Annotated in this window: 23 protein-coding genes; 1 reads left to right on the top strand and 22 read right to left on the bottom strand. The window is 60.3% G+C overall.

Translation table 11 applies throughout. From position 1 onward, the window contains the following. Positions 1 to 26: 26 nt before the first annotated feature. The 7 genes from KW840_RS19790 to flhA all read right to left on the bottom strand — a co-directional run bounded on the left by KW840_RS19790 (position 27) and on the right by flhA (position 8,841). Positions 27 to 2,291: a chemotaxis protein CheA gene (locus tag KW840_RS19790; protein WP_218497103.1), complete on the bottom strand. Its 2,265-nt coding sequence runs from the start codon at positions 2,289 to 2,291 to the stop codon at positions 27 to 29. Between the two features lie 46 nt (positions 2,292 to 2,337). Then, positions 2,338 to 3,126, bottom strand: coding sequence for a protein phosphatase CheZ (locus KW840_RS19785; RefSeq protein WP_218497102.1), 789 nt, complete (start codon positions 3,124 to 3,126; stop codon positions 2,338 to 2,340). Between the two features lie 21 nt (positions 3,127 to 3,147). Continuing rightward, positions 3,148 to 3,519 carry a chemotaxis response regulator CheY gene (locus KW840_RS19780; RefSeq protein WP_003183998.1) on the bottom strand — a complete coding sequence of 124 codons (372 nt, stop codon included), beginning with the start codon at positions 3,517 to 3,519 and terminating at the stop codon, positions 3,148 to 3,150. A 168-nt stretch (positions 3,520 to 3,687) separates the two neighbouring features. Beyond that, entirely contained in the window at positions 3,688 to 4,428 is a 741-nt protein-coding gene (fliA, locus tag KW840_RS19775) for an RNA polymerase sigma factor FliA (protein ID WP_057715873.1), read from the bottom strand. Then, positions 4,425 to 5,255, bottom strand: coding sequence for a flagellar synthesis regulator FleN (gene fleN / locus KW840_RS19770; protein ID WP_008001746.1), 831 nt, complete (start codon positions 5,253 to 5,255; stop codon positions 4,425 to 4,427). Before fleN ends, fliA begins: the two co-directional genes overlap by 4 nt. A 116-nt stretch (positions 5,256 to 5,371) precedes the next feature. Beyond that, positions 5,372 to 6,700 (bottom strand): flagellar biosynthesis protein FlhF, encoded by a 1,329-nt coding sequence (gene flhF / locus KW840_RS19765; RefSeq protein WP_057715874.1) that lies wholly within the window; start codon positions 6,698 to 6,700, stop codon positions 5,372 to 5,374. A gap of 11 nt (positions 6,701 to 6,711) precedes the next feature. Beyond that, positions 6,712 to 8,841: a flagellar biosynthesis protein FlhA gene (flhA, locus tag KW840_RS19760; RefSeq protein ID WP_218497099.1), complete on the bottom strand. Its 2,130-nt coding sequence runs from the start codon at positions 8,839 to 8,841 to the stop codon at positions 6,712 to 6,714. A gap of 357 nt (positions 8,842 to 9,198) precedes the next feature. Here flhA and KW840_RS19755 point away from each other — a divergent pair, with 357 nt between their 5' ends. Next, on the top strand, positions 9,199 to 10,206 hold the full coding sequence (locus KW840_RS19755; RefSeq protein WP_218497097.1) for an RHS repeat-associated core domain-containing protein: 1,008 nt from the start codon (positions 9,199 to 9,201) through the stop codon (positions 10,204 to 10,206). Between the two features lie 28 nt (positions 10,207 to 10,234). On the opposite strand, the gene flhB is transcribed toward KW840_RS19755, so the two are convergent. The 15 genes from flhB to fliH all read right to left on the bottom strand — a co-directional run bounded on the left by flhB (position 10,235) and on the right by fliH (position 22,465). Next, positions 10,235 to 11,374 carry a flagellar biosynthesis protein FlhB gene (flhB, locus tag KW840_RS19750; RefSeq protein WP_218497095.1) on the bottom strand — a complete coding sequence of 380 codons (1,140 nt, stop codon included), beginning with the start codon at positions 11,372 to 11,374 and terminating at the stop codon, positions 10,235 to 10,237. A gap of 3 nt (positions 11,375 to 11,377) precedes the next feature. Then, positions 11,378 to 12,160, bottom strand: coding sequence for a flagellar biosynthetic protein FliR (fliR, locus tag KW840_RS19745; RefSeq protein ID WP_218497092.1), 783 nt, complete (start codon positions 12,158 to 12,160; stop codon positions 11,378 to 11,380). Between the two features lie 3 nt (positions 12,161 to 12,163). Next, positions 12,164 to 12,433: a flagellar biosynthesis protein FliQ gene (fliQ, locus tag KW840_RS19740; protein ID WP_015096238.1), complete on the bottom strand. Its 270-nt coding sequence runs from the start codon at positions 12,431 to 12,433 to the stop codon at positions 12,164 to 12,166. After that, complete coding sequence (gene fliP / locus KW840_RS19735; protein ID WP_057715878.1) at positions 12,430 to 13,188, bottom strand: flagellar type III secretion system pore protein FliP; 759 nt, start codon at positions 13,186 to 13,188, stop codon at positions 12,430 to 12,432. The genes fliQ and fliP overlap by 4 nt, the downstream gene beginning before the upstream one ends. Beyond that, complete coding sequence (fliO, locus tag KW840_RS19730) at positions 13,188 to 13,601, bottom strand: flagellar biosynthetic protein FliO (RefSeq protein ID WP_090453841.1); 414 nt, start codon at positions 13,599 to 13,601, stop codon at positions 13,188 to 13,190. Before fliO ends, fliP begins: the two co-directional genes overlap by 1 nt. A 30-nt stretch (positions 13,602 to 13,631) precedes the next feature. Next, positions 13,632 to 14,078 carry a flagellar motor switch protein FliN gene (gene fliN / locus KW840_RS19725; protein ID WP_015096241.1) on the bottom strand — a complete coding sequence of 149 codons (447 nt, stop codon included), beginning with the start codon at positions 14,076 to 14,078 and terminating at the stop codon, positions 13,632 to 13,634. A gap of 66 nt (positions 14,079 to 14,144) precedes the next feature. After that, positions 14,145 to 15,113, bottom strand: a complete 969-nt coding sequence (fliM, locus tag KW840_RS19720) for a flagellar motor switch protein FliM (protein ID WP_015096242.1) — start codon at positions 15,111 to 15,113, stop codon at positions 14,145 to 14,147. A gap of 9 nt (positions 15,114 to 15,122) precedes the next feature. Further along, positions 15,123 to 15,626 carry a flagellar basal body-associated protein FliL gene (fliL, locus tag KW840_RS19715; protein WP_090453839.1) on the bottom strand — a complete coding sequence of 168 codons (504 nt, stop codon included), beginning with the start codon at positions 15,624 to 15,626 and terminating at the stop codon, positions 15,123 to 15,125. A gap of 233 nt (positions 15,627 to 15,859) precedes the next feature. Further along, positions 15,860 to 17,212 (bottom strand): flagellar hook-length control protein FliK, encoded by a 1,353-nt coding sequence (locus KW840_RS19710; protein WP_218497090.1) that lies wholly within the window; start codon positions 17,210 to 17,212, stop codon positions 15,860 to 15,862. A gap of 100 nt (positions 17,213 to 17,312) precedes the next feature. Beyond that, positions 17,313 to 17,663, bottom strand: coding sequence for an Hpt domain-containing protein (locus KW840_RS19705; protein ID WP_218497088.1), 351 nt, complete (start codon positions 17,661 to 17,663; stop codon positions 17,313 to 17,315). A gap of 30 nt (positions 17,664 to 17,693) precedes the next feature. Further along, positions 17,694 to 19,400 (bottom strand): fused response regulator/phosphatase, encoded by a 1,707-nt coding sequence (locus KW840_RS19700; RefSeq protein ID WP_218497086.1) that lies wholly within the window; start codon positions 19,398 to 19,400, stop codon positions 17,694 to 17,696. A 5-nt stretch (positions 19,401 to 19,405) separates the two neighbouring features. Continuing rightward, complete coding sequence (locus tag KW840_RS19695) at positions 19,406 to 19,705, bottom strand: STAS domain-containing protein (protein ID WP_057715884.1); 300 nt, start codon at positions 19,703 to 19,705, stop codon at positions 19,406 to 19,408. A 158-nt stretch (positions 19,706 to 19,863) separates the two neighbouring features. Further along, on the bottom strand, positions 19,864 to 20,313 hold the full coding sequence (fliJ, locus tag KW840_RS19690) for a flagellar export protein FliJ (protein WP_090453830.1): 450 nt from the start codon (positions 20,311 to 20,313) through the stop codon (positions 19,864 to 19,866). A 6-nt stretch (positions 20,314 to 20,319) separates the two neighbouring features. Continuing rightward, positions 20,320 to 21,678, bottom strand: a complete 1,359-nt coding sequence (gene fliI / locus KW840_RS19685) for a flagellar protein export ATPase FliI (protein ID WP_057715886.1) — start codon at positions 21,676 to 21,678, stop codon at positions 20,320 to 20,322. Beyond that, on the bottom strand, positions 21,668 to 22,465 hold the full coding sequence (fliH, locus tag KW840_RS19680; protein ID WP_218497084.1) for a flagellar assembly protein FliH: 798 nt from the start codon (positions 22,463 to 22,465) through the stop codon (positions 21,668 to 21,670). Before fliH ends, fliI begins: the two co-directional genes overlap by 11 nt. Positions 22,466 to 22,468: the final 3 nt, after the last annotated feature.

Here is a 22,468-nt window from a genome sequence, read left to right as displayed (position 1 = left end):
AGGCCAGGCGCCTCGCTCCACCAGAATCAAATACGCCGTGTGGCGTAACGCTTGAGCATGCTCGGAACATCGAGAATCAGCGCGATGCGGCCGTCACCGGTGATGGTGGCGCCGGACATGCCCGGGGTTCCCTGGAGCATTTTGCCCAATGGCTTGATGACCACTTCTTCCTGGCCCACCAGTTGATCGACGACAAAGCCGATCCGCTGCGTGCCCACCGAAAGGATCACCACATGGCCCTCGCGCTGCTCTTCGTGAGCGGCGGAGCTGACCAGCCAGCGTTTGAGATAGAACAATGGCAGCGCCTTATCCCGCACGATCACCACTTCCTGGCCGTCCACGACGTTGGTGGTCGACAGGTCGAGGTGGAAGATCTCGTTGACGTTCACCAGCGGGAACGCGAACGCCTGGTTACCGAGCATGACCATCAACGTCGGCATGATCGCCAGGGTCAGCGGCACCTTGATGACGATCTTCGAACCCTGGCCCTTGGCCGAGTAGATGTTGATCGAGCCGTTGAGCTGGGAAATCTTGGTTTTCACCACGTCCATGCCCACGCCACGACCCGATACGTCGGAAATCTCGGTCTTGGTCGAGAAACCCGGGGCGAAGATCAGGTTGTAGCATTCGGTGTCGCTCAGGCGATCGGCGGCATCCTTGTCCATAACACCGCGTTTTACCGCGATGGAACGCAGCACGTTCGGGTCCATGCCCTTGCCGTCGTCGGAGATCGACAGCAGGATGTGGTCGCCTTCCTGCTCCGCCGCCAGGATCACCTTGCCACCCCGGGCCTTGCCCGAGGCTTCACGCTCTTCCGGTGACTCGATGCCGTGGTCAACCGCGTTGCGCACCAAGTGGACCAGCGGGTCGGCCAGGGCCTCGACGAGGTTCTTGTCGAGGTCGGTTTCTTCGCCGACCAGCTCCAGGTTGATCTCTTTCTTGAGCTGGCGGGCCAGGTCGCGAACCAGGCGCGGGAAGCGCCCGAAGACTTTCTTGATCGGTTGCATCCGGGTCTTCATGACCGCGGTTTGCAAGTCGGCGGTGACCACGTCGAGGTTCGACACGGCCTTGGACATGGCTTCGTCGCCGCTGTTGAGGCCCAGGCGGACCAGGCGGTTACGCACCAGCACCAACTCGCCGACCATGTTCATGATCTCGTCCAGACGCGCGGTATCGACACGTACGGTGGTCTCGGCTTCGCTCGCCGGCTTTTCCGCCGGTGGCGCGGCCGGGGCACGGGACGATGCCGGTGCAGCAGTTGCCGGGGCCGGCGCTTCGGCTTTTGGCTCGGGGGCCCTGGCCACCGGTTTCGGCGCGGCTGCCTTCGCGGCAGGTGCCGCCACCGAGGCGTTGGCGCCGGTTGCCTTTCCAACCGTCGCGCCCACTTCAGTGAACTTGCCTTTGCCGTGCAATTCGTCGAGCAGCGCTTCGAACTCGTGATCGGAAATCAGATCGCTGCCGGCCGCCACCGCGCTTGGTGCCGCGGGTGCAGGCACAGAAGCAATGGCCGACTCCAGCGCCTCGACAGCAAAATTACCCTTGCCGTGCAGCTGGTCGAGCAGTGCTTCGAATTCGTCGTCAGTAATATCGGAACTGTCGCCAGCCGCTTTCGGGGCTTCTGGCGCAGCCGGTGCCTGGACCACCGCGTCAACGGCGAACTGGCCTTTACCGTGCAGTTGATCGAGCAACGACTCGAACTCGGCATCGGTGATTTCGTCGCTGCCAGCGGCATTGCCGGCAGGCGCTGGAACAGCCGCCGGGGCCTCGGCCTGGGCCTTGACGGCGTTCAGCGAGTCCAGCAGTTGTTCGAATTCATTGTCGGTGATATCGCCCGACTCGCTTTCAGCCACAGGCGCTTCGACCACGGCGACGACAGGTGCGGCAGCCGCCTCGTCAGCCGATTGCGGCTCGGCCAGACGGGCCAGTGCCGCGAGCAGTTCCGGTGTCGCGGCCGTGATCGGGCTGCGTTCGCGGACTTCGCTGAACATGCTGTTCACCGCGTCCAGCGCTTCGAGAACCACGTCCATCAGTTCCGAGTCGACGCGACGCTCACCCTTGCGCAGGATGTCGAACACGTTCTCGGCGATGTGGCAGCACTCCACCAGCTCGTTGAGCTGGAGGAAGCCGGCGCCCCCTTTTACAGTGTGAAAACCGCGAAAAATTGCATTGAGCAAATCCGCATCATCCGGGCGGCTTTCCAGCTCGACCAGTTGCTCGGACAGTTGCTCTAGAATCTCGCCGGCCTCAACCAGGAAATCCTGAAGGATCTCTTCATCGGCGCCGAAGCTCATTAAGGGGGTGCTCCTAAAGGTCTAAAAACCTAAAATGCCTAAAATTCTAAAACCCTAGGCTGGATAGCAAATCGTCCACATCGTCCTGACCGGACACAACGTCTTCTCTTTTATCGGCATGAATCTGCGGACCTTCACCCTGAGAGAGATGTTTTTGTGGATCTTTTTCAGCAAGCATCGCTTCACGGTCATGTTCGATGCCCGCAAATCGGTCCACCTGACTGGCCATCAGCACGAGCTTGAGCAGGTTGCTTTCAACTTCGGTGACCAACTGGGTCACACGCTTGATCACCTGGCCTGTGAGGTCCTGGTAATCCTGGGCGAGCAGGATGTCGTTCAGGTTGCCCGACACCGCGCGATTGTCCGTGCCGCTGCGCGTCAGGAACCCGTCGACCCGCCGGGCCAGTTCACGAAACTCTTCGGCGCCGACTTCGCGACGCATGAAGCGCCCCCAGTCCGCGCTCAACACCTTGGCCTCATCGGCCAGGCCATTGACCAGCGGCGTGGCACTTTCCACCAGATCCATGGTGCGGTTGGCCGCAGCCTCGGTCAGCTTGACCACATACCCCAGGCGCGCGGTGGCGTCGGTGATCTGCGACACTTCTTCGGCCTGCGGCATGTGCGGGTCAATCTGGAAATTGACGATCGCGCTATGCAGTTCGCGGGTGAGCTTGCCTACTTCCTGATACAGGCCGCGGTCACGGGTCTGGTTGAGCTCATGGATCAATTGCACCGCGTCGCCGAACTTGCCTTTTTCAAGGCTCTCGACCAATTCGACGGCGTGTTTTTTCAGGGTCGATTCAAAATCGCCCAATGAAGTTTCGTTATTGCCCATAGCTCCCCCGTGGCGCACTCATCAACCGATGCGTTCGAAAATCTTCTCGATTTTTTCTTTCAACGCCTGGGCCGTGAAGGGCTTGACCACATAGCCGTTAACGCCGGCCTGGGCCGCTTCGATGATCTGCTCGCGCTTGGCTTCAGCGGTCACCATCAGCACCGGCAGGTGCTTGAGCTTTTCATCGGCACGCACGTGGCGCAGCAGATCGATACCGGTCATGCCAGGCATGTTCCAGTCCGTTACCAGAAAGTCGATGCTTCCGCTGTTGAGCACCGGGATGGCGGTAGTGCCATCATCGGCCTCGACGGTGTTGGTGAACCCAAGGTCACGCAGCAGGTTCTTGATGATCCGCCGCATCGTTGAGAAGTCATCAACGATGAGGATTTTCATGTTCTTGTCCAATTCGACCTCCAAGCAGTCTTAAACGCGCCCAGCACCTGGACACGCCATTTCAATCAATCCGGCAAAGCACTCAATGACTGTCTGGAGCACAACAGATCGCGACCGGCGCAGTTCAACACCACACCAGCCTCGTTCGCAGTGTCCCCCACACTGCCTTCAGCGCGCTCGCCACTCCCCCAAACGCCCCCGCAAACGGGCCGCGCACTGGCTGTGTAACTGGCTGACCCGAGATTCGCTGACCCCCAGGACCTCACCGATTTCCTTGAGATTCAACTCTTCGTCGTAGTACAGCGCCAACACCAGTCGCTCACGCTCCGGCAAATTGGCAATCGCATCCGCCAGCGCAGCCTGGAAGCGTTCATCCTCCAGGTCGCGTGACGGCTCGACATGAGCACTCGCGCCATCCTCGTGCAGCCCTTCGTGTTCGCCGTCCTGCAACAGGTCGTCGAAACTGAACAGCCGGCTGCCCAGGGTGTCGTTCAAAATCCCGTAGTAATCGTCGAGACTCAATTGGAGTTCGGCCGCAACTTCGTGATCTTTAGCGTCACGGCCGGTTTTAGCTTCAATCGAGCGAATGGCATCGCTGACCATGCGCGTATTGCGGTGGACCGAACGTGGCGCCCAGTCCCCCTTGCGCACTTCATCGAGCATGGCGCCGCGGATTCGTATGCCCGCGTACGTCTCGAAACTGGCGCCTTTGCCGGCGTCATATTTGGTCGACACTTCAAGCAGGCCAATCATCCCGGCCTGGATCAGGTCTTCGACCTGGACACTGGCCGGTAAACGCGCCAGCAAGTGGTAGGCAATGCGTTTAACCAGCGGCGCGTAACGCTCGATCAGCTCGTACTGCGCATCACGTGCCGATTTCTTGTAGAGGTTGTAGCCGCTGGCTGTCATAGAACAGGTCCTGCTGTCTGCTGCACGAGGCGCTCGACGAAAAACTCCAGGTGCCCGCGCGGGTTGGCAGGCAGCGGCCAGGTATCAACCTTCTGCGCGATGGCCTTGAATGCCAGCGAGCACTTGGAACGCGGAAAGGCCTCGTAGACGGCGCGCTGCTTCTGCACGGCCTTGCGCACGCTTTCGTCGTAAGGCACCGCACCGACGTATTGCAGGGCGACGTCGAGGAAGCGATCCGTGACCTTGGTCAACTTGGCGAACAGGTTGCGTCCTTCCTGCGGGCTCTGGGCCATGTTGGCCAGGACGCGGAAGCGGTTCATGCCGTAGTCGCGATTGAGCAACTTGATCAAGGCGTAGGCATCGGTGATCGAGGTCGGCTCGTCGCACACCACCAGCAGCACTTCCTGGGCTGCGCGGACGAAACTGACTACCGAGTCACCAATGCCCGCAGCGGTGTCGATCACCAGTACGTCGAGGTTATCGCCGATATCACTGAAGGCCTGGATCAGGCCGGCGTGTTGCGCGGGGCTCAGATGCACCATGCTCTGAGTGCCGGATGCGGCCGGAACGATACGGATGCCGCCGGGTCCCTGCAGCAATACATCGCGCAGTTCGCAGCGGCCCTCGATCACGTCGGCCAGGGTACGTTTGGGTGTCAGGCCCAGCAGAACGTCGACGTTCGCCAGTCCCAGGTCGGCGTCCAACAGCATGACGCGCCGGCCAAGTTCGGCCAAAGCCAGGGACAAGTTCACTGACACATTAGTTTTCCCGACGCCACCTTTGCCGCCGGTCACCGCGATCACCTGTACGGGATGCATGCTGCCCATGTTATTTCTTTACCTTGTCTTGCATAGACGGAGGCCACATTACTGGCTGCGCGTTCACAAACGGAACAATGCATGGCAGACCATCGATGTAGGTACAAAAACTGTTCATTATTACCTCAGCCAACCTGCTTGGTCGGGCTGTGGTAGATGTCAGCGAACATGTCAGCCATGGCTTCTTCGCTGGGTTCTTCCTGCATTTGCACGCTCACGGCGCGGCTGACCAATTGATGACGGCGCGGCAGATGCAAATCATCCGGGATCCGCGGGCCATCGGTCAGGTAAGCCACCGGCAGTTCATGGCTGATGGCAAGGCTCAACACCTCACCCAGACTAGCCGTTTCATCCAGTTTAGTCAGAATGCAGCCGGAGAGCCCGCAGCGCTTGTAACTGTGATACGCGGCCGTTAGAACCTGTTTCTGGCTGGTGGTTGCCAGGACCAGATAATTTTTTGATTTGATGCCGCGACCGGCCAGGCTTTCGAGCTGCATGCGCAGCGCCGGATCGCTGGCCTGCAGGCCCGCGGTATCGATCAGCACCACGCGTTTGCGCAGCAACGGCTCCAGGGCCTGCACCAGGGACTGGCCGGGATCGACGTGGGTCACCGACACATTGAGAATGCGCCCCAGGGTCTTGAGCTGTTCCTGGGCGCCGATGCGGAAGCTGTCCATGCTCACCAACGCAATGTTCTGCGCGCCGTACTTGAGCACGTAACGGGCGGCCAGCTTGGCCAGGGTGGTGGTCTTGCCCATGCCGGCAGGGCCGACCATAGCGATCACTCCGCCCTCTTCCAGCGGCTCGACTTCCGGAGTAACGATCATGCGCGCCAGGTGCGCCAGCAACATGCGCCAGGCCTGACGAGGCTCTTCGATTTCGGTGATCATTGCCAGCAGGTCGCGCGACAGCGGGCCAGACAGGCCGATACGTTGCAGGCGACGCCAGAGGTTGGCCTGGTCCGGACGGCTGCCTTGCAGCTGATTCCAGGCCAGGGAGCCGAGTTGTACTTCCATGAGTTCGCGCAGGCTGTTGAGCTCGAAACGCATCGAGTCGAACGCGCGCGGGTCCACGCCACCGGACGCTGGCGCAGCGGCCGGCGCGGGACGACGGGGTTCGGCGTAGGTCGGCTCGATCAGCGGCTCGGCGGCAGTCAACGGCAATCCGGCGAACAGTTGGCGATTGGTTGCATTGTCGCTCTCGCCATCGCCACGCAGGCTCAATTCGGCCTGGGCGGTGACGATCCGCGACTGAGTCTTGCGCAATTCGTCTTCGAGTTCCATGTTCGGAACCCGCGGCGCCAGCGCCGACAACTTGTAATCCAGCGCAGCTGTCAGTTCGACCCCCCCGGCGATCCGGCGGTTGCCAATGATGGCGGCATCAGCGCCCAGCTCATCGCGAACCAGCTTCATGGCCTGACGCATATCGGCGGCGAAAAAACGCTTAACTTGCATAAACCACTACCTCAGCCGTTGGGCCCTACTGTCGCAACGATGGTCACTTGCTTGTTGTCAGGGATTTCCTGGTAAGCCAACACATGCAAACCCGGGACTGCGAGCCGGCCAAATCGCGAGAGCATCGCGCGAACCGGACCGGCCACCAGCAGAATCACCGGCTGACCTTGCATCTCCTGACGCTGCGCCGCGTCGATCAACGAACGTTGCAGCTTCTCAGCCATGCTTGGCTCCAGCAGAACGCCCTCTTCCGAGCCTTGTCCTGCCTTTTGCAGACTATTGAGCAATATCTGTTCCAACCTTGGCTCCAGCGTGATAACTGGCAGCTCCGACTCAGTACCTACAATGCTTTGGACGATTGCGCGGGATACGCCAACCCGCACGGCAGCCACCAGCGCGGCGGTATCTTGACTCTTGGCGGCATTGTTGGCGATCGCCTCGGCAATACTGCGGATATCGCGAACAGGCACCTGTTCGGCCAACAGCGCTTGCAACACCTTGAGCAACTGCGACAGCGAAACCACGCCCGGCACCAGCTCCTCGGCCAGTTTCGGCGAGCTTTTGGCCAGCAATTGCATGAGTTGCTGCACTTCTTCGTGACCGATCAGCTCACTGGAATGCTTGTAGAGTATCTGGTTCAAGTGAGTAGCCACTACTGTACTGGCATCGACCACCGTATAACCGAGGGATTGCGCCTGGGCGCGCTGGCTGATTTCGATCCAGACCGCCTCCAGGCCGAAAGCCGGATCTTTGGCGGTAATGCCGTTGAGCGTGCCGTAGACCTGCCCCGGGTTGATCGCCAGCTCGCGATCCGGGTAAATCTCCGCTTCGGCCAGGATCACTCCCATGAGGGTCAGGCGATAGGCACTCGGCGCCAGGTCGAGGTTGTCGCGGATATGCACCGTGGGCATCAGGAAGCCCAGATCCTGGGACAGCTTCTTGCGCACGCCCTTGATTCGCGCCAGCAACTGGCCGCCCTGGTTGCGGTCCACCAGCGGAATCAGGCGATAACCCACCTCCAGGCCGATCATGTCGATCGGTGTCACGTCATCCCAGCCAAGCTCCTTGGTTTCCTGTGCGCGGGCCGGCGACGGCAGCAACTCCTGCTGGCGCTTGACCTCTTGCAGGGCGTGAGCCTTGGCGACGTTCTGCTTTTTCCAGAACAGGTAAGCGCCACCGGCCGCCAGGGCCGCCATGCTCAGGAACGAGAAGTGCGGCATGCCGGGCACCAGGCCCATGACCGCCATCAAACCGGCTGCCACCGCCAGCGCCTTGGGCGAAGCGAACATCTGGCGATTGATTTGCTTGCCCATGTCTTCCGAACCGGACGCACGGGTCACCATGATTGCCGCTGCTGTCGATAACAACAGTGATGGCAATTGCGCCACCAAACCGTCACCGATGGTCAGCAGCGCATACACCTTGCCGGCGTCGCCGAAGGTCATGCCGTGCTGGAAGATACCGACCGCCATGCCGCCGATCAGGTTGATGAACAGGATCAACAGACCGGCGATGGCGTCACCGCGGACGAATTTGCTGGCACCGTCCATGGAACCGTAGAACTCGGCTTCCTGGGCCACTTCCGAACGACGGGCCTTGGCCTGGGCCTGATCGATCAGGCCGGCGTTGAGGTCGGCGTCGATCGCCATTTGCTTGCCGGGCATCGCATCGAGGGTGAAACGCGCGCTCACCTCGGAAATCCGCCCCGCGCCCTTGGTCACCACGACGAAGTTGATGATCATCAAAATCGCAAAGACCACGATACCGACCACGTAGTTACCGCCGATCACCACCTCGCCGAAGGCCTGGATCACCTTGCCGGCGGCGGCATGACCGTCCTGACCGTGGAGCATCACCACCCGCGTGGAGGCCACGTTCAACGCCAGGCGAAGTAACGTTGCCACCAGCAGAATGGTCGGAAACACCGCAAAATCCAGCGGGCGCAGGGCGTAGACGCACACCAGCAGCACGACGATGGACAGGGCAATGTTGAAGGTGAAGAACACGTCCAGCAGGAACGGCGGCACCGGCAACATCATCATCGCCAGCATGACCAGCAGCAACAGCGGCACGCCCAGATTGCCGCGACTCAAATCGGCAACGTTTGTGCGAGCAGTGTTGAATAACTGAGAGCGATCCACCGGTTTTCCCCGTTCCTTTAAAGCAAACTTTTGACGCCTGAAGCGAGCGCAGAGCGGCTACTGCAAGAAGCTTTCCAACTTTTTGCCGGGAAAGGAATTGAGCGCATGGCACGGGCCTCTGTGACTGACACGGATCCCTGTGGGAGCGAGCCTGCTCGCGATGGCGTCAGCACAGCAAATATCCATGTTGACCGACCCTCCGCTTTCGCGAGCAGGCTCGCTCCCACGGTATTTTCAGTGTTCATGGTTAGCCATAAGTCGCGCAGACTGCCGAACCTATCAGTTCTGCTAGCACCCACCTGCGACTGATCGACCGATACTCAATCGCCCTCCCTTTGAGAATCTGGAGCAGCCCCTATGGAATCCACACAACCCATCCTGCGTTGCCGCTACAGCTATGACCCTCTGGATCGCCTGATCAGCCAATTTGAGCCGGACACCCCTATCCACCAGAGCTTTTATTGCAAAAACCGCCTGACCACTGAAATACAAGGAGCCGTCGGCTACAGCATCGCTCAACACGAAGACCTATTGCTGGCGCAACAAAAAAGCCAGGGAGATGCACGTGAAACCTCATTATTGGCCACCGACTTGCAACGCTCGGTGTTGAATTCGCTCAAGACAAACAATCAACGACAACCTATCGCCTATTCCCCTTATGGTCACCGCACTGCCGAAAGTGGATTGACCAGTTTATTGGGGTTTAACGGCGAACGTCAGGATCCAGTAACTGGACATTACATATTAGGGAATGGGTATCGGGCGTTTAATCCAGTTTTGATGCGATTTATCAGCCCGGATAGTGTTAGCCCATTTGGCGAAGGCGGGTTAAACCCCTATGCATATTGCAAGGGGGATCCCATTAACCACACTGACAATACAGGACACACGCCCGTACTTCCCAATCTAAAATTCCAGACCATAGCAAGCAAAGTTCAAGACATGAATAGCATTAAATTTGCTAGAAAGCTCGGTAGCACTCAATCACCCAAAGTTGATCTCGAAAATATTAATCAGTCGACGAGATTTTCAGGGAGACTCGAGAAAACCTATGCCCCTGTACCCACTAAGATGTCTGATGCCGCTAACAGAATAGAGAGTTCAGCATTTAGCACGCGCGAGAGCCCCATCCCTATTGCGAATTCTTATCAACCTGCAACCCTGAAAGCACTGAGTATAAAAACCATCATTGGAAACAAGGAACTCCACCGGCATGGACGCGCCGTTCTCCCAAAACCTTTGAAGATAGATATCGAAAGAGCGCACATGCAAATAAGCACCCCCCACTTCCCCCACTCCATTATTGAAGAGTTAGTAAATAACCCAATGTTTATTCGCAGGCAAGCATTAAACCAACAAATATGAGAAGGACAGCTACATCTCGAAATTGCAGTCACGCATCCCGCCGCAAATCCGGCGGAATCGGCAAATCATCCTTAAGCGGATCAGGCCGCTTGCCCTTGCCCGCCCGGTACTGTCGAATCTGATAAACGTAAGCCAGCACCTGCGCGACCGCCAGGTAGAGACCGCCGGGAATCTCCTGCTCCAGTTCCGTGGAGTAGTAGATCGACCGCGCCAGCGCCGGAGACTCCAGCAACAGAATCTCGTTGGCCGCAGCGATCTCACGGATCTTCAGGGCCAGGAAGTCGCTCCCCTTGGCCAGCAATACCGGCGCATTACCCTTTTCGGGGTCGTACTTGAGGGCCACGGCGTAGTGGGTCGGGTTGGTGATGACCACGTCGGCCTCGGGAATGGCGGCCATCATCCGTCGCTGGGACATTTCGCGCTGCAACTGACGGATCCGTTGTTTGACCTCCGGTCGCCCTTCCTGGTCCTTGTGTTCATCGCGCACTTCCTGCTTGGTCATCAGCAGCTTCTTGTGGCTTTCCCAAAGCTGCACCGGCACATCCACCGCCGCGATCAGAATCAGCCCGCACGCCATCCACAGGGTGCTCCAGCCCACGACTTGCAGGCTGTGAATAATGGCCATGTCCAAGGGCTCATGGGCGATGCGCAGCAGGTCGTCGATGTCCGACGACAGCACCGCCAGCGCCACGAACAGGATGATGATGAACTTGGCCAGAGCCTTGAGCAGTTCGACCAGCGACTTGGTCGAGAACATGCGCTTGAGGCCGGGACCGGGGTTCAAGCGGCTGAATTTGGGCGCCATGGAACTTGCCGCGAACAGCCAGCCACCCAAGGAAATCGGACCGATGATGGCGGCCAGCACCAACGTGATCATCACTGGCTGGATCGACCACAGGGCAATCTGCCCCGAGCGCATCAGGTAGGTGGCCATGGAGCGCTGATCCAGAATCACCTCCCGCGGCAGCGAGAAGTTGATGCGCATCAGCTCCATCATGTCCTGCGCCATGGCGCCGCCAAAAATCAGCAGCGCCGAGGCACCGACCAGCATGATCGCCAGGGTGTTGAGCTCCTTGGACCGCGCAATCTCACCCTTTTCACGGGAGTCCTGCTTGCGCTTCTCCGTGGGGTCTTCTGTTTTATCCTGACCGCTTTCGCTCTCGGCCATGACTCAGCTCGCCCGTGCCATTTCGCGTAACAACTGCAAGGCCTCGGAGGCCAGCGGTTGATACTGGTTGAGAATGTCCGCCAGCCCGACCCAGACGATAAACAGCCCAAGCACCAGGATCAGCGGGAAGCCGACAGAGAAAATATTGAGTTGCGGCGCCGCCCGGGTCATGACGCCAAACGCGATGTTGACCACCAGCAACGCGGTGATCGCCGGCAGTACCAGCAACAGCGCCGCACCGAGCACCCAGCCGAGCTTGCCGGCCAGTTCCCAGCAGTGGATAACCATCAGGCCGCCCCCCACCGGCAACGTGGTGAAACTCTCGGTAAGGATCTCGAACACCACCAGATGACCGTTCATGGACAGGAACAACAGCGTCACCAGCATGGTGAAGAACTGCCCGATCACCGCCGTCGATACGCCGTTGGCCGGGTCGATCATGGAGGCGAAGCCCATGCCCATCTGGATGGCGACGATTTGCCCGGCCACCACAAAGGCCTGGAAGAACAGCTGCAAGGAAAAACCCATCACCGCACCGATGAGAATCTGCTCGGCGATCAGCAGCAACCCGCTAAGGTCCAGGGGATTGACCGGGGGCATCGGTGGCAGGCCCGGCGCGATGACCACAGTGATAGCCAACGCGAAATACAGGCGGATGCGCCGGGGCAGCAAGGTCGTGCCAAACACCGGCATGACCATCAGCAAGGCGCCGACGCGAAACAGCGGCAACATGAACGTCGCCACCCAGGTGCTGATCTGGGTATCGGTCAGTGCAAGCAGTGACATGGCTTAGCCGATGACCTGCGGAATACTGCCGTACAACTGCAGGATGTACTCCATGAAAGTCTGCACCAGCCATGGACCGCCAACGATCAGCGTCACCAGCATCACCAACAGGCGCGGCAAAAAGCTCAGGGTCTGTTCGTTGATCTGCGTGGCGGCCTGAAACATCGCCACCAACAGGCCCACCAGCAAACTCGGAATCACCAGCACTGCGACCATCATGGTGGTCAGCCACAGCGCTTCGCGAAAGATGTCGACCGCAACTTCCGGGGTCATGGCGAGACACCGCCAAAGCTGCTGGCCAGCGTGCCGATGATCAGCGCCCAGCCATCCACCAGCACGAACAACATGATCTTGAACGGCAGGGAAATGATCAGCGGCGACAGCATCATCATACCCATGGCCATCAACACACTGGCCACGACCAGGTCGATGATCAGGAACGGAATGAAGATCATGAAGCCGATCTGGAATGCCGTTTTCAGCTCGGAGGTCACGAAGGCCGGCACCAGGATGGTCAATGGCGCCTGATCCGGCGTCGCGATGTCAGTGCGCTTGGACAGGCGCATGAACAGTTCCAGATCGCTGGTGCGGGTCTGGGCGAGCATGAAGTTCTTGATCGGCACCTGGGCCTTGGCGACCGCATCCTGGGCCGTCAGTTTTTCCGCCAGATACGGCTGCAAGGCGTCCTGGTTCACCCGGTCGAACACCGGCGCCATGATGAACAGGGTCAGGAACAGCGCCATGCCGGTGAGGATCTGGTTCGACGGTGTCTGCTGCAGGCCCAGGGCCTGGCGCAGGATCGAGAAGACAATGATGATCCGGGTGAAACTGGTCATCAGCATGACAAACGCCGGGATAAAACTCAGCGCGGTCATGATCAGCAGGATTTGCAGGCTGACCGAGTATTCCTGCGCACCCTGCGCATTGGTGCCCAGGGTGATGGCCGGGATCGACAACGGATCGGCGGCGAATGCCAGCGGCGCGGCCAGCATCAGGGTCAGCATCAAGGCGATGCGCAGCGCACCCATTACTTCTTATCCTTCTGATCTTTACCCAGCATCTCCAACAGGCGCTGGGCAAATTCCGGCGTCGGCTTCTCGGTACTCGGCACTTGCACCGGCTCCTTGAGCACATGCAATGCAGTGATGTTGCCGGGGCTCAGGCCCAACAGGATCTGCTCGTTGCCGACCTGCACCAGCATCAGGCGGTCGCGAGGCCCCAGCGCGCGGGAACCGACAATCTCGATCACCTGCCCCTTACCAGCCGGACCTGCCTGCTGGACCCGACGCAGCAACCAGGCGAGGAGGAAGATCAGCCCCAGCACCAGCAACAAGCCGAACACCAGCTGCGTCAGTTGCCCAGCCACACCGCTGCTCACCGCCGGCGCGGCAGCCGTGGTCGCCGTAGCGACAGGCTCAGCCGCCAGCACGTTGAACGGCATCGCCAATACAAACCCGAGAACCCTTTTCACTCAGCGCAGCTTCTTGATGCGTTCGCTCGGGCTGATCACGTCCGTCAGGCGGATGCCGAACTTCTCGTTGACCACCACCACTTCGCCGTGGGCGATGAGCGTGCCATTGACCAGCACGTCCAGCGGCTCGCCGGCCAGGCGATCAAGCTCGATCACCGAACCCTGGTTCAGTTGCAGCAGGTTGCGGATGTTGATGTCGGTGCTGCCCACTTCCATGGAAATCGACACCGGGATATCGAGGATCACGTCCAGGTTCGGGCCTTCGAGGCTCACCGGATCGTTGTTTTTCGGCACGCTGCCGAACTCTTCCATGGGCAGGCGGTTGGACGCGGAATTGCCGGAATCGGCGGCCAGCAAGGCATCGATATCGGCCTGCCCGGCATCACCGGTTTCTTCCAGGGCTGCTGCCCACTCATCGGCCAGAGCCTGGTCGTCTTGCGTGTTCATATTGTCAGTGTCCTCGGCGAGCAAAAAATCAGAATTCGTTTAATCGCGAATGGGTACGAGCGCCGGTCAACGGCGCTCGATCGGCTCGATCACTTGCAACGCCAGATTGCCCTTGTGCGAGCCCATCTTGACCTTGAAGGCCGGCACGCCGTTGGCGCGCATGATCATTTCTTCCGGCATGTCGACCGGGATCACATCCCCCGGCTGCATGTGCAGGATGTCGCGCAGGCGCAACTGACGACGAGCCACCGTCGCACCGATCGGCACGTCGACGTCCAGCACGTCCTGGCGCAGGGCGTTGACCCAGCGCTCGTCCTGATCGTCGAGGTCCGACTGGAAGCCGGCGTCGAGCATTTCGCGCACTGGCTCGATCATCGAGTACGGCATGGTCACGTGCAGGTCGCCGCCACCGCCATCGAGTTCGATGTGGAAGGTCGACACCACAATGGCCTCGCTCGGGCCGACGATGTTGGCCATGGCCGGGTTCACTTCCGAGTTGATGTACTCGAAGTTGACTTCCATGATCGCCTGCCAGGCTTCCTTCAAATCGACGAACGCCTGCTCCAGCACCATGCGTACCACACGCAGTTCGGTCGGCGTGAATTCACGCCCTTCGATCTTGGCGTGGCGACCGTCGCCGCCGAAGAAGTTGTCCACCAGCTTGAACACCAGCTTGGCGTCGAGGATGAACAGCGCGGTGCCGCGCAAGGGTTTGATCTTGACCAGGTTGAGACTGGTCGGCACGTACAGCGAGTGCACGTATTCGCCGAACTTCATCACCTGCACGCCGCCGACCGCCACGTCCGCCGAGCGACGCAGCATGTTGAACATGCTGATGCGTGTGTAGCGGGCGAAACGCTCGTTGATCATTTCCAGGGTCGGCATGCGTCCACGGACGATGCGATCCTGGCTGGTCAGGTCATAGCTTTTGACGCTGCCGGGTTCGGCAGCGTTTTCGGTCTGTACCAGACCATCGTCGACGCCATGCAACAGCGCGTCGATCTCATCCTGGGACAGCAGGTCCTGCACGGCCATGTCGTGTTCCTACTGCAGTACGAAATTAGTGAAAAGCAACTGTTCGATCACCACTTTACCGAGCTCTTTCTGCGCCACTTCCTGGACACTGGCGGTAGCTTTCTGCCGCAGCATTTCCTGGCCGACCGGCGAGGCGAGGGTCGCGAAGTCCTGCCCGGAGAACAGCATCACCAGGTTATTGCGGATCACCGGCATGTGGACCTTGAGCGCCTCCAGATCCGCCTGGTTGCGCGCGAGCATGGTGATGCTCACTTGCATGTAGCGCTGGCGACCGTTCTGGTTGAAGTTGGCCACGAAAGCCGGCGCCATCGCCTCGAAAATCGCTGGCTGCTTGCCGACAGGAGCGGTTTGTTCCACTGCGGCGGCAGGCTTGCTCTGAGCGCTGTGCATGAAGTACCAGGTCGCCCCCACGGACACACCGATCGCCAGCAGCAGGGCCAGCACGATCACGATAATCAGCTTGAGTTTGCCTTTGGTTGCGGGGTCTTTTACTGCTGCGTCGCTCTTCGCCATGCCAATAATCCGTCACTATTCGGGTTTTCACAGTCGCACGGCAAGGCAAGAGCAAGTGTTATGCCAGAAGTATCGGGAAGAGCTGGGCGGACCGGCTTCGATCGGAAGATCACCATGAAGCCACTGTGGGAGCGAGCTTGCTCGCGATGGCATTTTAACAGTCAACATTTTCATCGACTGTTACACCGCTATCGCGAGCAAGCTCGCTCCCACAGGGTTAGGTGTTCGTTTGGTCAGGCGTAGTAATCGACCGCGCTGGAGCCGATCACGCTGGTGGTATTGACCGCCGCTTCAGCGACGCTTGGGGTGATGTCATCATCCATTGAATCGAGGCGACCGCCGCTGGCACTGGTCCGCCCGCTCTGACCTTGCCGGGCTTGTTCCTGCCCCTGCTGCGAACCACGGGACTGGTCCGAAACGTTGACATCGACCTGCCCCATGCCCTGCTGCGCGAACATGTCGCGCAAGCGATGGACCTGCCCATCCAGCGCCTCACGGACGCCCGGATGCGCACTCATGAACGTGACCTGGGTCTGTTGATCGGGAACCATGTTCACCCGAATGTCCAGACGCCCGAGCTCAGCGGACTGCAACTGGATGTCCGCCGCCTTGAGATTGGCGCTGGACAGGTACATGACCCGGTTCACCACCTCTTCGGCCCACCCGCTCTGGTGCATGGCGATCGGCTGGTTCACCGGCAAGGCATTGGCTGTCTTCGGTGTGGCCGCCTGGGTCAGCGCTGCCAGACGGTTGGCGAAATCATCGACACGGGTGTCGCTGCTGGCGGACTTGAGATCCTTCAGGCCATCATCGATCAAGCCGCTGAAAGCCTTGTCTTCACCCGGGCTGGTGTCGCTCTTGTCGCCCTTAACACCCAACAGGGTCGCCATGCCGGCGGCAAAGTTTTGCTCTGGCGTCAGCTCTGCGTCAGCCTGGGCTTGCGCCTGTGTCGGTGCAGCCTTGGGCTGCGCCTGGCTGGAAGCCGATACGTGACCGCCCTGCTCCATCGCCAGGCGCACCGCCGGCAATGCGTCGAGCGGATCGGTCGAGGGATCGAAATCGCCCTCGGCAGTGGCCAGCGCTGGAGCGAGTACAGCCGTAGCCATTGCCGTAGCGGCAACCGGCGCATCAACGACAGGTTGCACGCTGTCGACCACGGCGGGGGCTACCGGTGCCGATACGATGGATTGCAATGAAGGATCAAGCGCCGGATCCAGCAGTGCGGCGTCAACGACCGGAGCCGGGTCGGCATCTGACGCATCATCGCCAGCGACCTTGTCGCCAGCCTGCACCGAACTCTCGGCAGGCAAGGATTTGCCGCCATCGGCAACCACCGGTTCCTCGGCGGCAGACTTGTCGTCACCAGCGTCTTTGGTTCCGGCAACATCGCTGGTTTTGTCGCGACCCGGCTTGAGCGAGGCATCCGCCAACGCAGTGGGTTTGCCTTGCGCCTGATCGGCGTAGACATCAGCGAAGCTTGCGGCGTTGCCCCCGGGCTCAGAGGTCTGCGCCGGAGGATTGGCGGAGCCAGCTTGAGTCTTGGCCTGCCTGGAGGCCTGAAACAGAATATCGGGGGTAACGGGCATGAAACGGTCTCCGCTGCACGGGGCTCGTAAGTACAGTTGGATGAGTTTACTGCAAAAGTCGAGCCAGTTTCACTCGAAGAGGACCAAATGCAGCGTGTGCTCAGATTTTCGCCGGGCAACGCTGTCGTTCAGCTTCGTACAGAGGCCGGATATCGGCGAATTCGCGGTCGATTTCGCCGATCAACTCCTGAACGGCGGCCCATGGCAAATCTTTGGCCTGCTGTTCAAGTTGACGGCAGAGCTCTGTCAGCCGGAAGGCGCCCATATTGCTGCTGCTGCCCTTGAAGCTATGGGCGGTTTCAACGAGCCGTGCGGCACTGTCGGCTGTTCTCAAGACTTTCAGGCGCTCTTCGGAGTCTGCAAGAAAGACAACCAGCAGATCCGGATAGCCCTCTTCCATCACTTCCTGCAATGCGCTCAGCACGTCGCGATCCACATGTGTGTCGTCCACTTGCTCACTCCTTGATCAAGAATGCGCGGATTATGCCAGAGCCTCCCAGATAAACTCCACGCGTGCACTTCGACCATTGTCGCTCCAGCGGGCATTACGCCCCAACTGGCGGATCAGACTGACCCCTCGCCCCGACAGGCGGACGTCTTCCAAAGGTCTTGCGATCACCCGCTCGACATCGAAACCCTTGCCGCTGTCTTCGATGTGAATGGTCAGGCAACCGCCATCGTCCGTTGGCGTCACCTGCAAATGCAACCGTACATAACCATCCAGCAGCTCGTCCAGCCGGGTATTGCGCTCTTGATAATATCGCGCAAAACCCGAGGCATCGCGCTTGAGACTCGAATCCAGCCCCAGCACGCCATGCTCCAGCGCATTGGAGTAGAGCTCCGCCAGCACGCTGTAGAGCGCACCGCTCTGAGCCCGAAGACCATGGACCTCAAGCAACAACTGCAACAGATAGGGTAACGGATTGAAGCGCTTGAGCGTGGCGGCGCGAAACTCGAAACTCACCGACCAGTCCAGCGGGCAGGACTGGCCGCTGTCGGAGTAGACCAACGCCGGCGGAGTGATTTGCGTCGACTCCAGCAGGCTGACTTCGACCATACTGACATCGTCACGCGCTTCACCGCCGAAATGACGCAGCGCCTGCTCGATCTCTTCGAACAGCGCATTCGGATGCCGATTGGCGGCAAACACTTGCTGCAATCGCTGCGCGCCAAACAGTTGATCATTGGCGTCGCAGGTATCGATCACCCCATCGGACAGCAGAAACACCCGATCCCCGAGGGCCATGGGATACACGTCGGTACGCTCATCGAAGGATTCCGGGCTCAGCACACCCAAAGGCAGGTTCCGCGCCGGCAGAGGCGTTCGCTCGCCACTGGCAACGCGATGCAGGTAACCGTCCGGCATGCCGCCATTCCAGACTTCCACCGAACGACGCTGAAAACTCAGGCACAGCAACGTGGCACAGCAGAACATGTCCACCGGCAGGATGCGCTTGAGCTTGGCATTCATCTCGCGCAGGATTTCCGCCAGGCCATAGCCCTTGGCGGTCATGCCGTAGAAGACCTCGGCCAAGGGCATCGCACCCACTGCCGCTGGCAAACCGTGGCCGGTGAAATCGCCCAGCAGCACGTGCATGTCTCCGGCCGGGGTGAACGCGGCCAGCAACAGGTCGCCGTTGAACAGCGCATAGGGCGATTGCAGATAACGGATATTCGGAGCGGCATTCAGGCAGCCGGAGTGCGCCACCTTGTCGAAAACGGCCTTGGCCACACGCTGCTCGTTGAGCAGGTAGTCGTGGTGCCGGGCAATCTGGTCACGCTGTTGCAGCACGGTGTCCTGCAAGCGCCGCAAGCGATCCATCGCCTTGATCTTGGCTGCGAGGATCACCTGGTTGTAGGGCTTGGCCAGAAAGTCGTCACCGCCGACTTCCAGGCAACGGGCCAGGGCTTCGCTTTCGGACAACGACGTGAGGAAGATGATCGGCACCAGGGTTTCCCCAGCCAGAGCCTTGATCTGCCGGGCCGCCTCGAAGCCGTCCATCACCGGCATCAGCGCATCCATCAACACCAGGTGCGGTGATTGCTGGCGAAACACCTCGACCGCTTCGGCACCGTTGGCCGCCGTCAGCACGTTGTGCCCCTGGCGGCGCAGGATGCTCGACAACAGCAGGCGATCGGCGGCGCTGTCCTCGGCAATCAGGATCGTCAGCGGCTCCAGTGGCTGCATGGCAATCAACTGATGTCGAACAGCTTGTCGAAGTTGGAGATGGCGAGGATCTTGCGCACGTCGGTACTGCTGTTGACGACGCGGACATCGGAGTCGTCGCCACCGGCGTGATCACGCAGCAGAAGCAGCATGCCCAGCGCCGAGCTGTCGAGGTAAGTGGCGTCTTTCAGGTCGACCACAACCGCCGATGGCTGTTTATCTTCGTAGGACTGACGAAACTCCTGATGCTTGGCGAAATCGAATCGTCCCTTGACCGATATCGTCAGTTTTTGCCCATCCGGAGAGAGTTCTGTAACGACTGACATTTCATGGCTTCCTTGTCATTGGTAAACCCGCTTGCACAAGGTTTAGCATTTGGTAGAGGTTGGAGCAAGGCGGTAGGTTGTGGTGACTGTCGAATCGTTATCGCTGTAAACCTGACACCCCCCGTGCGCTCACAGGTTCATCGCGAGCGAGTTCGCTCCTACAGGTGATCCTGCCGTGGCAGGCGTTGGGACAATTCATCCAACAGTTTTTGTTCGCGCCGGTCCTCAAGCGCCCGCGCCTCATCGGCATAGCGCTGAACCAGCTTGCGCAAACCCTCGACCCGGGCAAACGCCTGCTGCCAGGTTTCCCGGGCCTTGTTCAGGTTGTTCTGATGCCAGGCCAGGCTTTGCCGCTGCTGGTCGATGGCCGTGCCCAGTTGCGCGAGAAAGCCCTGATAGCCCAGCAACCATTGGCCCGAGACGCCGCCGCTGCCGCGCACGATCCATTGCTCCTGATAGTCGAGCCGGAAGGCTTCGAGGTCGGCGAGTTTGCTTTCGGCCAAACGCACTTGCCCCTGAAAGTGCCCCAGGCGCTGGACTGCGGTTTTCTCGGCCTTTTCGGCCATTTCCACCACGGGGGCCAGGCGCCCTGCCCGAGTCTGGGCCATGGCCGGTTAGCCGCCCGCCGCGGGCGCGAAGATCGACGCGAGGTAAGCTTCGCTTTCGCCCAGGCTGATGCTGTCGTTGAGCCCCTGGCGCAGGTATTTGACCAGCTGCGGCTGCAAGGAAATCGCCAGGTCGGTCTCGCGGTCGCCGCCAGCGACGTAGGCGCCGACGCTGATCAGGTCGCGACTCTGCTGATAGCGCGACCACAATTGCTTGAAATACTGCGCTCGCATCATGTGCTCCGGCGACACCACCGCCGGCATCACCCGGCTGATGGATGCCTCGATATCAATGGCCGGGTAATGCCCTTCCTCGGCCAGTCGCCGGGACAGCACGATGTGCCCGTCGAGCACGCCCCGCGCCGAGTCGGCAATCGGGTCCTGCTGGTCATCGCCTTCGGACAGCACGGTGTAGAACGCGGTGATCGAACCACCGCCCTTCTCGGCATTACCGGCCCGCTCCACCAGTTTCGGCAGCTTGGCGAATACCGACGGCGGATAACCTTTGGTCGCCGGCGGCTCGCCGATGGCCAAGGCGATTTCCCGCTGGGCCTGGGCGAAACGGGTCAGCGAATCCATCAGCAACAGGACGTTCTTGCCCTTGTCGCGGAAATATTCGGCGATGCGCGTGCAGTACATGGCGGCGCGCAGTCGCATCAGCGGCGCATCGTCCGCCGGGGACGCCACCACTACCGAACGTTTGAGCCCTTCTTCACCGAGGATGTGCTCGATGAATTCTTTAACTTCACGTCCCCGCTCACCGATCAACCCGACGACGATAATGTCGGCCTCGGTAAAGCGCGTCATCATCCCCAACAGCACGGATTTACCGACACCGGTACCGGCGAACAGGCCGAGCCGCTGGCCGCGGCCGACCGTCAACATGCCATTGATGCAACGGATGCCCACGTCCAGCGGTTCGCTGATCGGTTCGCGCTTGAGCGGATTGATGGTCGGGCCGTCCATTGGCACCCAGTCTTCGGCCTTCATCCCGCCCTTGCCGTCCAGCGCACGACCGGCGCCATCCAGCACCCGCCCGAGCATGCTCATGCCCATGGGCAGGCGACCGGTATCGGCCAAGGGCACCACTCGGGCACCGGGCGCGATGCCGGCGACACTGCCGACTGGCATCAGGAAGACTTTACTGCCGGAGAAGCCCATCACCTCGGCTTCGACCTGCATCGGGTGATAGCTGTCGTCGTTGATGACCATGCAGCGGCTGCCCATGGCGGCGCGCAGGCCTTCGGCTTCAAGGGTCAGGCCGACCATGCGCAGCAAGCGGCCTTCGAGGATCGGTGCGCCCTCCAGTCCCGTGGCCTCGGCATAGCTGCCCAGGCGCTTGGCGAAACTGGTGCGTTCAAGGCGCATCGGGAACATCCTGAGCCGGTGCGACCGCAGGCTTACTTTCGATCGGCAGTTCCAGGCTCAGGTCCGGCGCGGCCGGGTGCAAGGCCTGCTCGTGCAACTGATCGAACAGCTTGTCCATCACCCGCGCGATACGGGTTTCGACCGTGGCGTCGATGCGGCTGTGTTCTGTCTCGACCCGGCAACCGCCAGGCAACAGCGCTTCGTCCTCGACGATGCGCCAGGTTTCTTCATGACGTTCGCGCAGGCCTTTGACCTGTTCGAAATCCTGCGGATTGATGTACAGCCGCACATTGCCCACGCCCAGCGGCAAGAGCTTGAGCGCCTCGCGCATGACGTGTTCGATCTGCGTCGAGTCGATGGCCAGCTCGCGCTGGATCACCTGTCTGGTGATGTGCTGCACGAGGTCGACCAGGGACTTTTCAATCTCGGTGTCCTGTTCGGCAATGGGCTCGAACAGGTGCGTCATCAGTTGCTCCAACGCCGCAATCTTGGCGGTCAGGGCCATTTCAGCCTCCTGACGGACCTTGAGCGTGGTGCTGTGGAAACCTTCCTTCTCACCCACCGCGAAGCCTTCGTTATAGGCTTCCTGGCGAATGCTTTCGAGCTCTTCAAGGGTCAGTGGCTGGACTTCCTCCAGCGGCACTTCCTCCATTTCCGGCGGTTCGGGTTCAGGCTCAGGTTCCGGCTCGGGTTCCGGCGGGTCGAAACTGGGCAGTGCCCAGGTATCGAAACCACTGACATCCCTGGCCCGGATCAGGTCAGTGGGTGCATCATCATTCTTGACCATGGT

The sequence above is a fragment of the Pseudomonas sp. PDM30 genome (assembly GCF_019218985.1).
In the GTDB taxonomy this organism is placed as follows: Bacteria; Pseudomonadota; Gammaproteobacteria; order Pseudomonadales; family Pseudomonadaceae; genus Aquipseudomonas; species Aquipseudomonas jessenii.
Note: the sequence above shows the minus strand (reverse complement) of the source record. Positions and strands in the feature narration are given on the sequence as shown.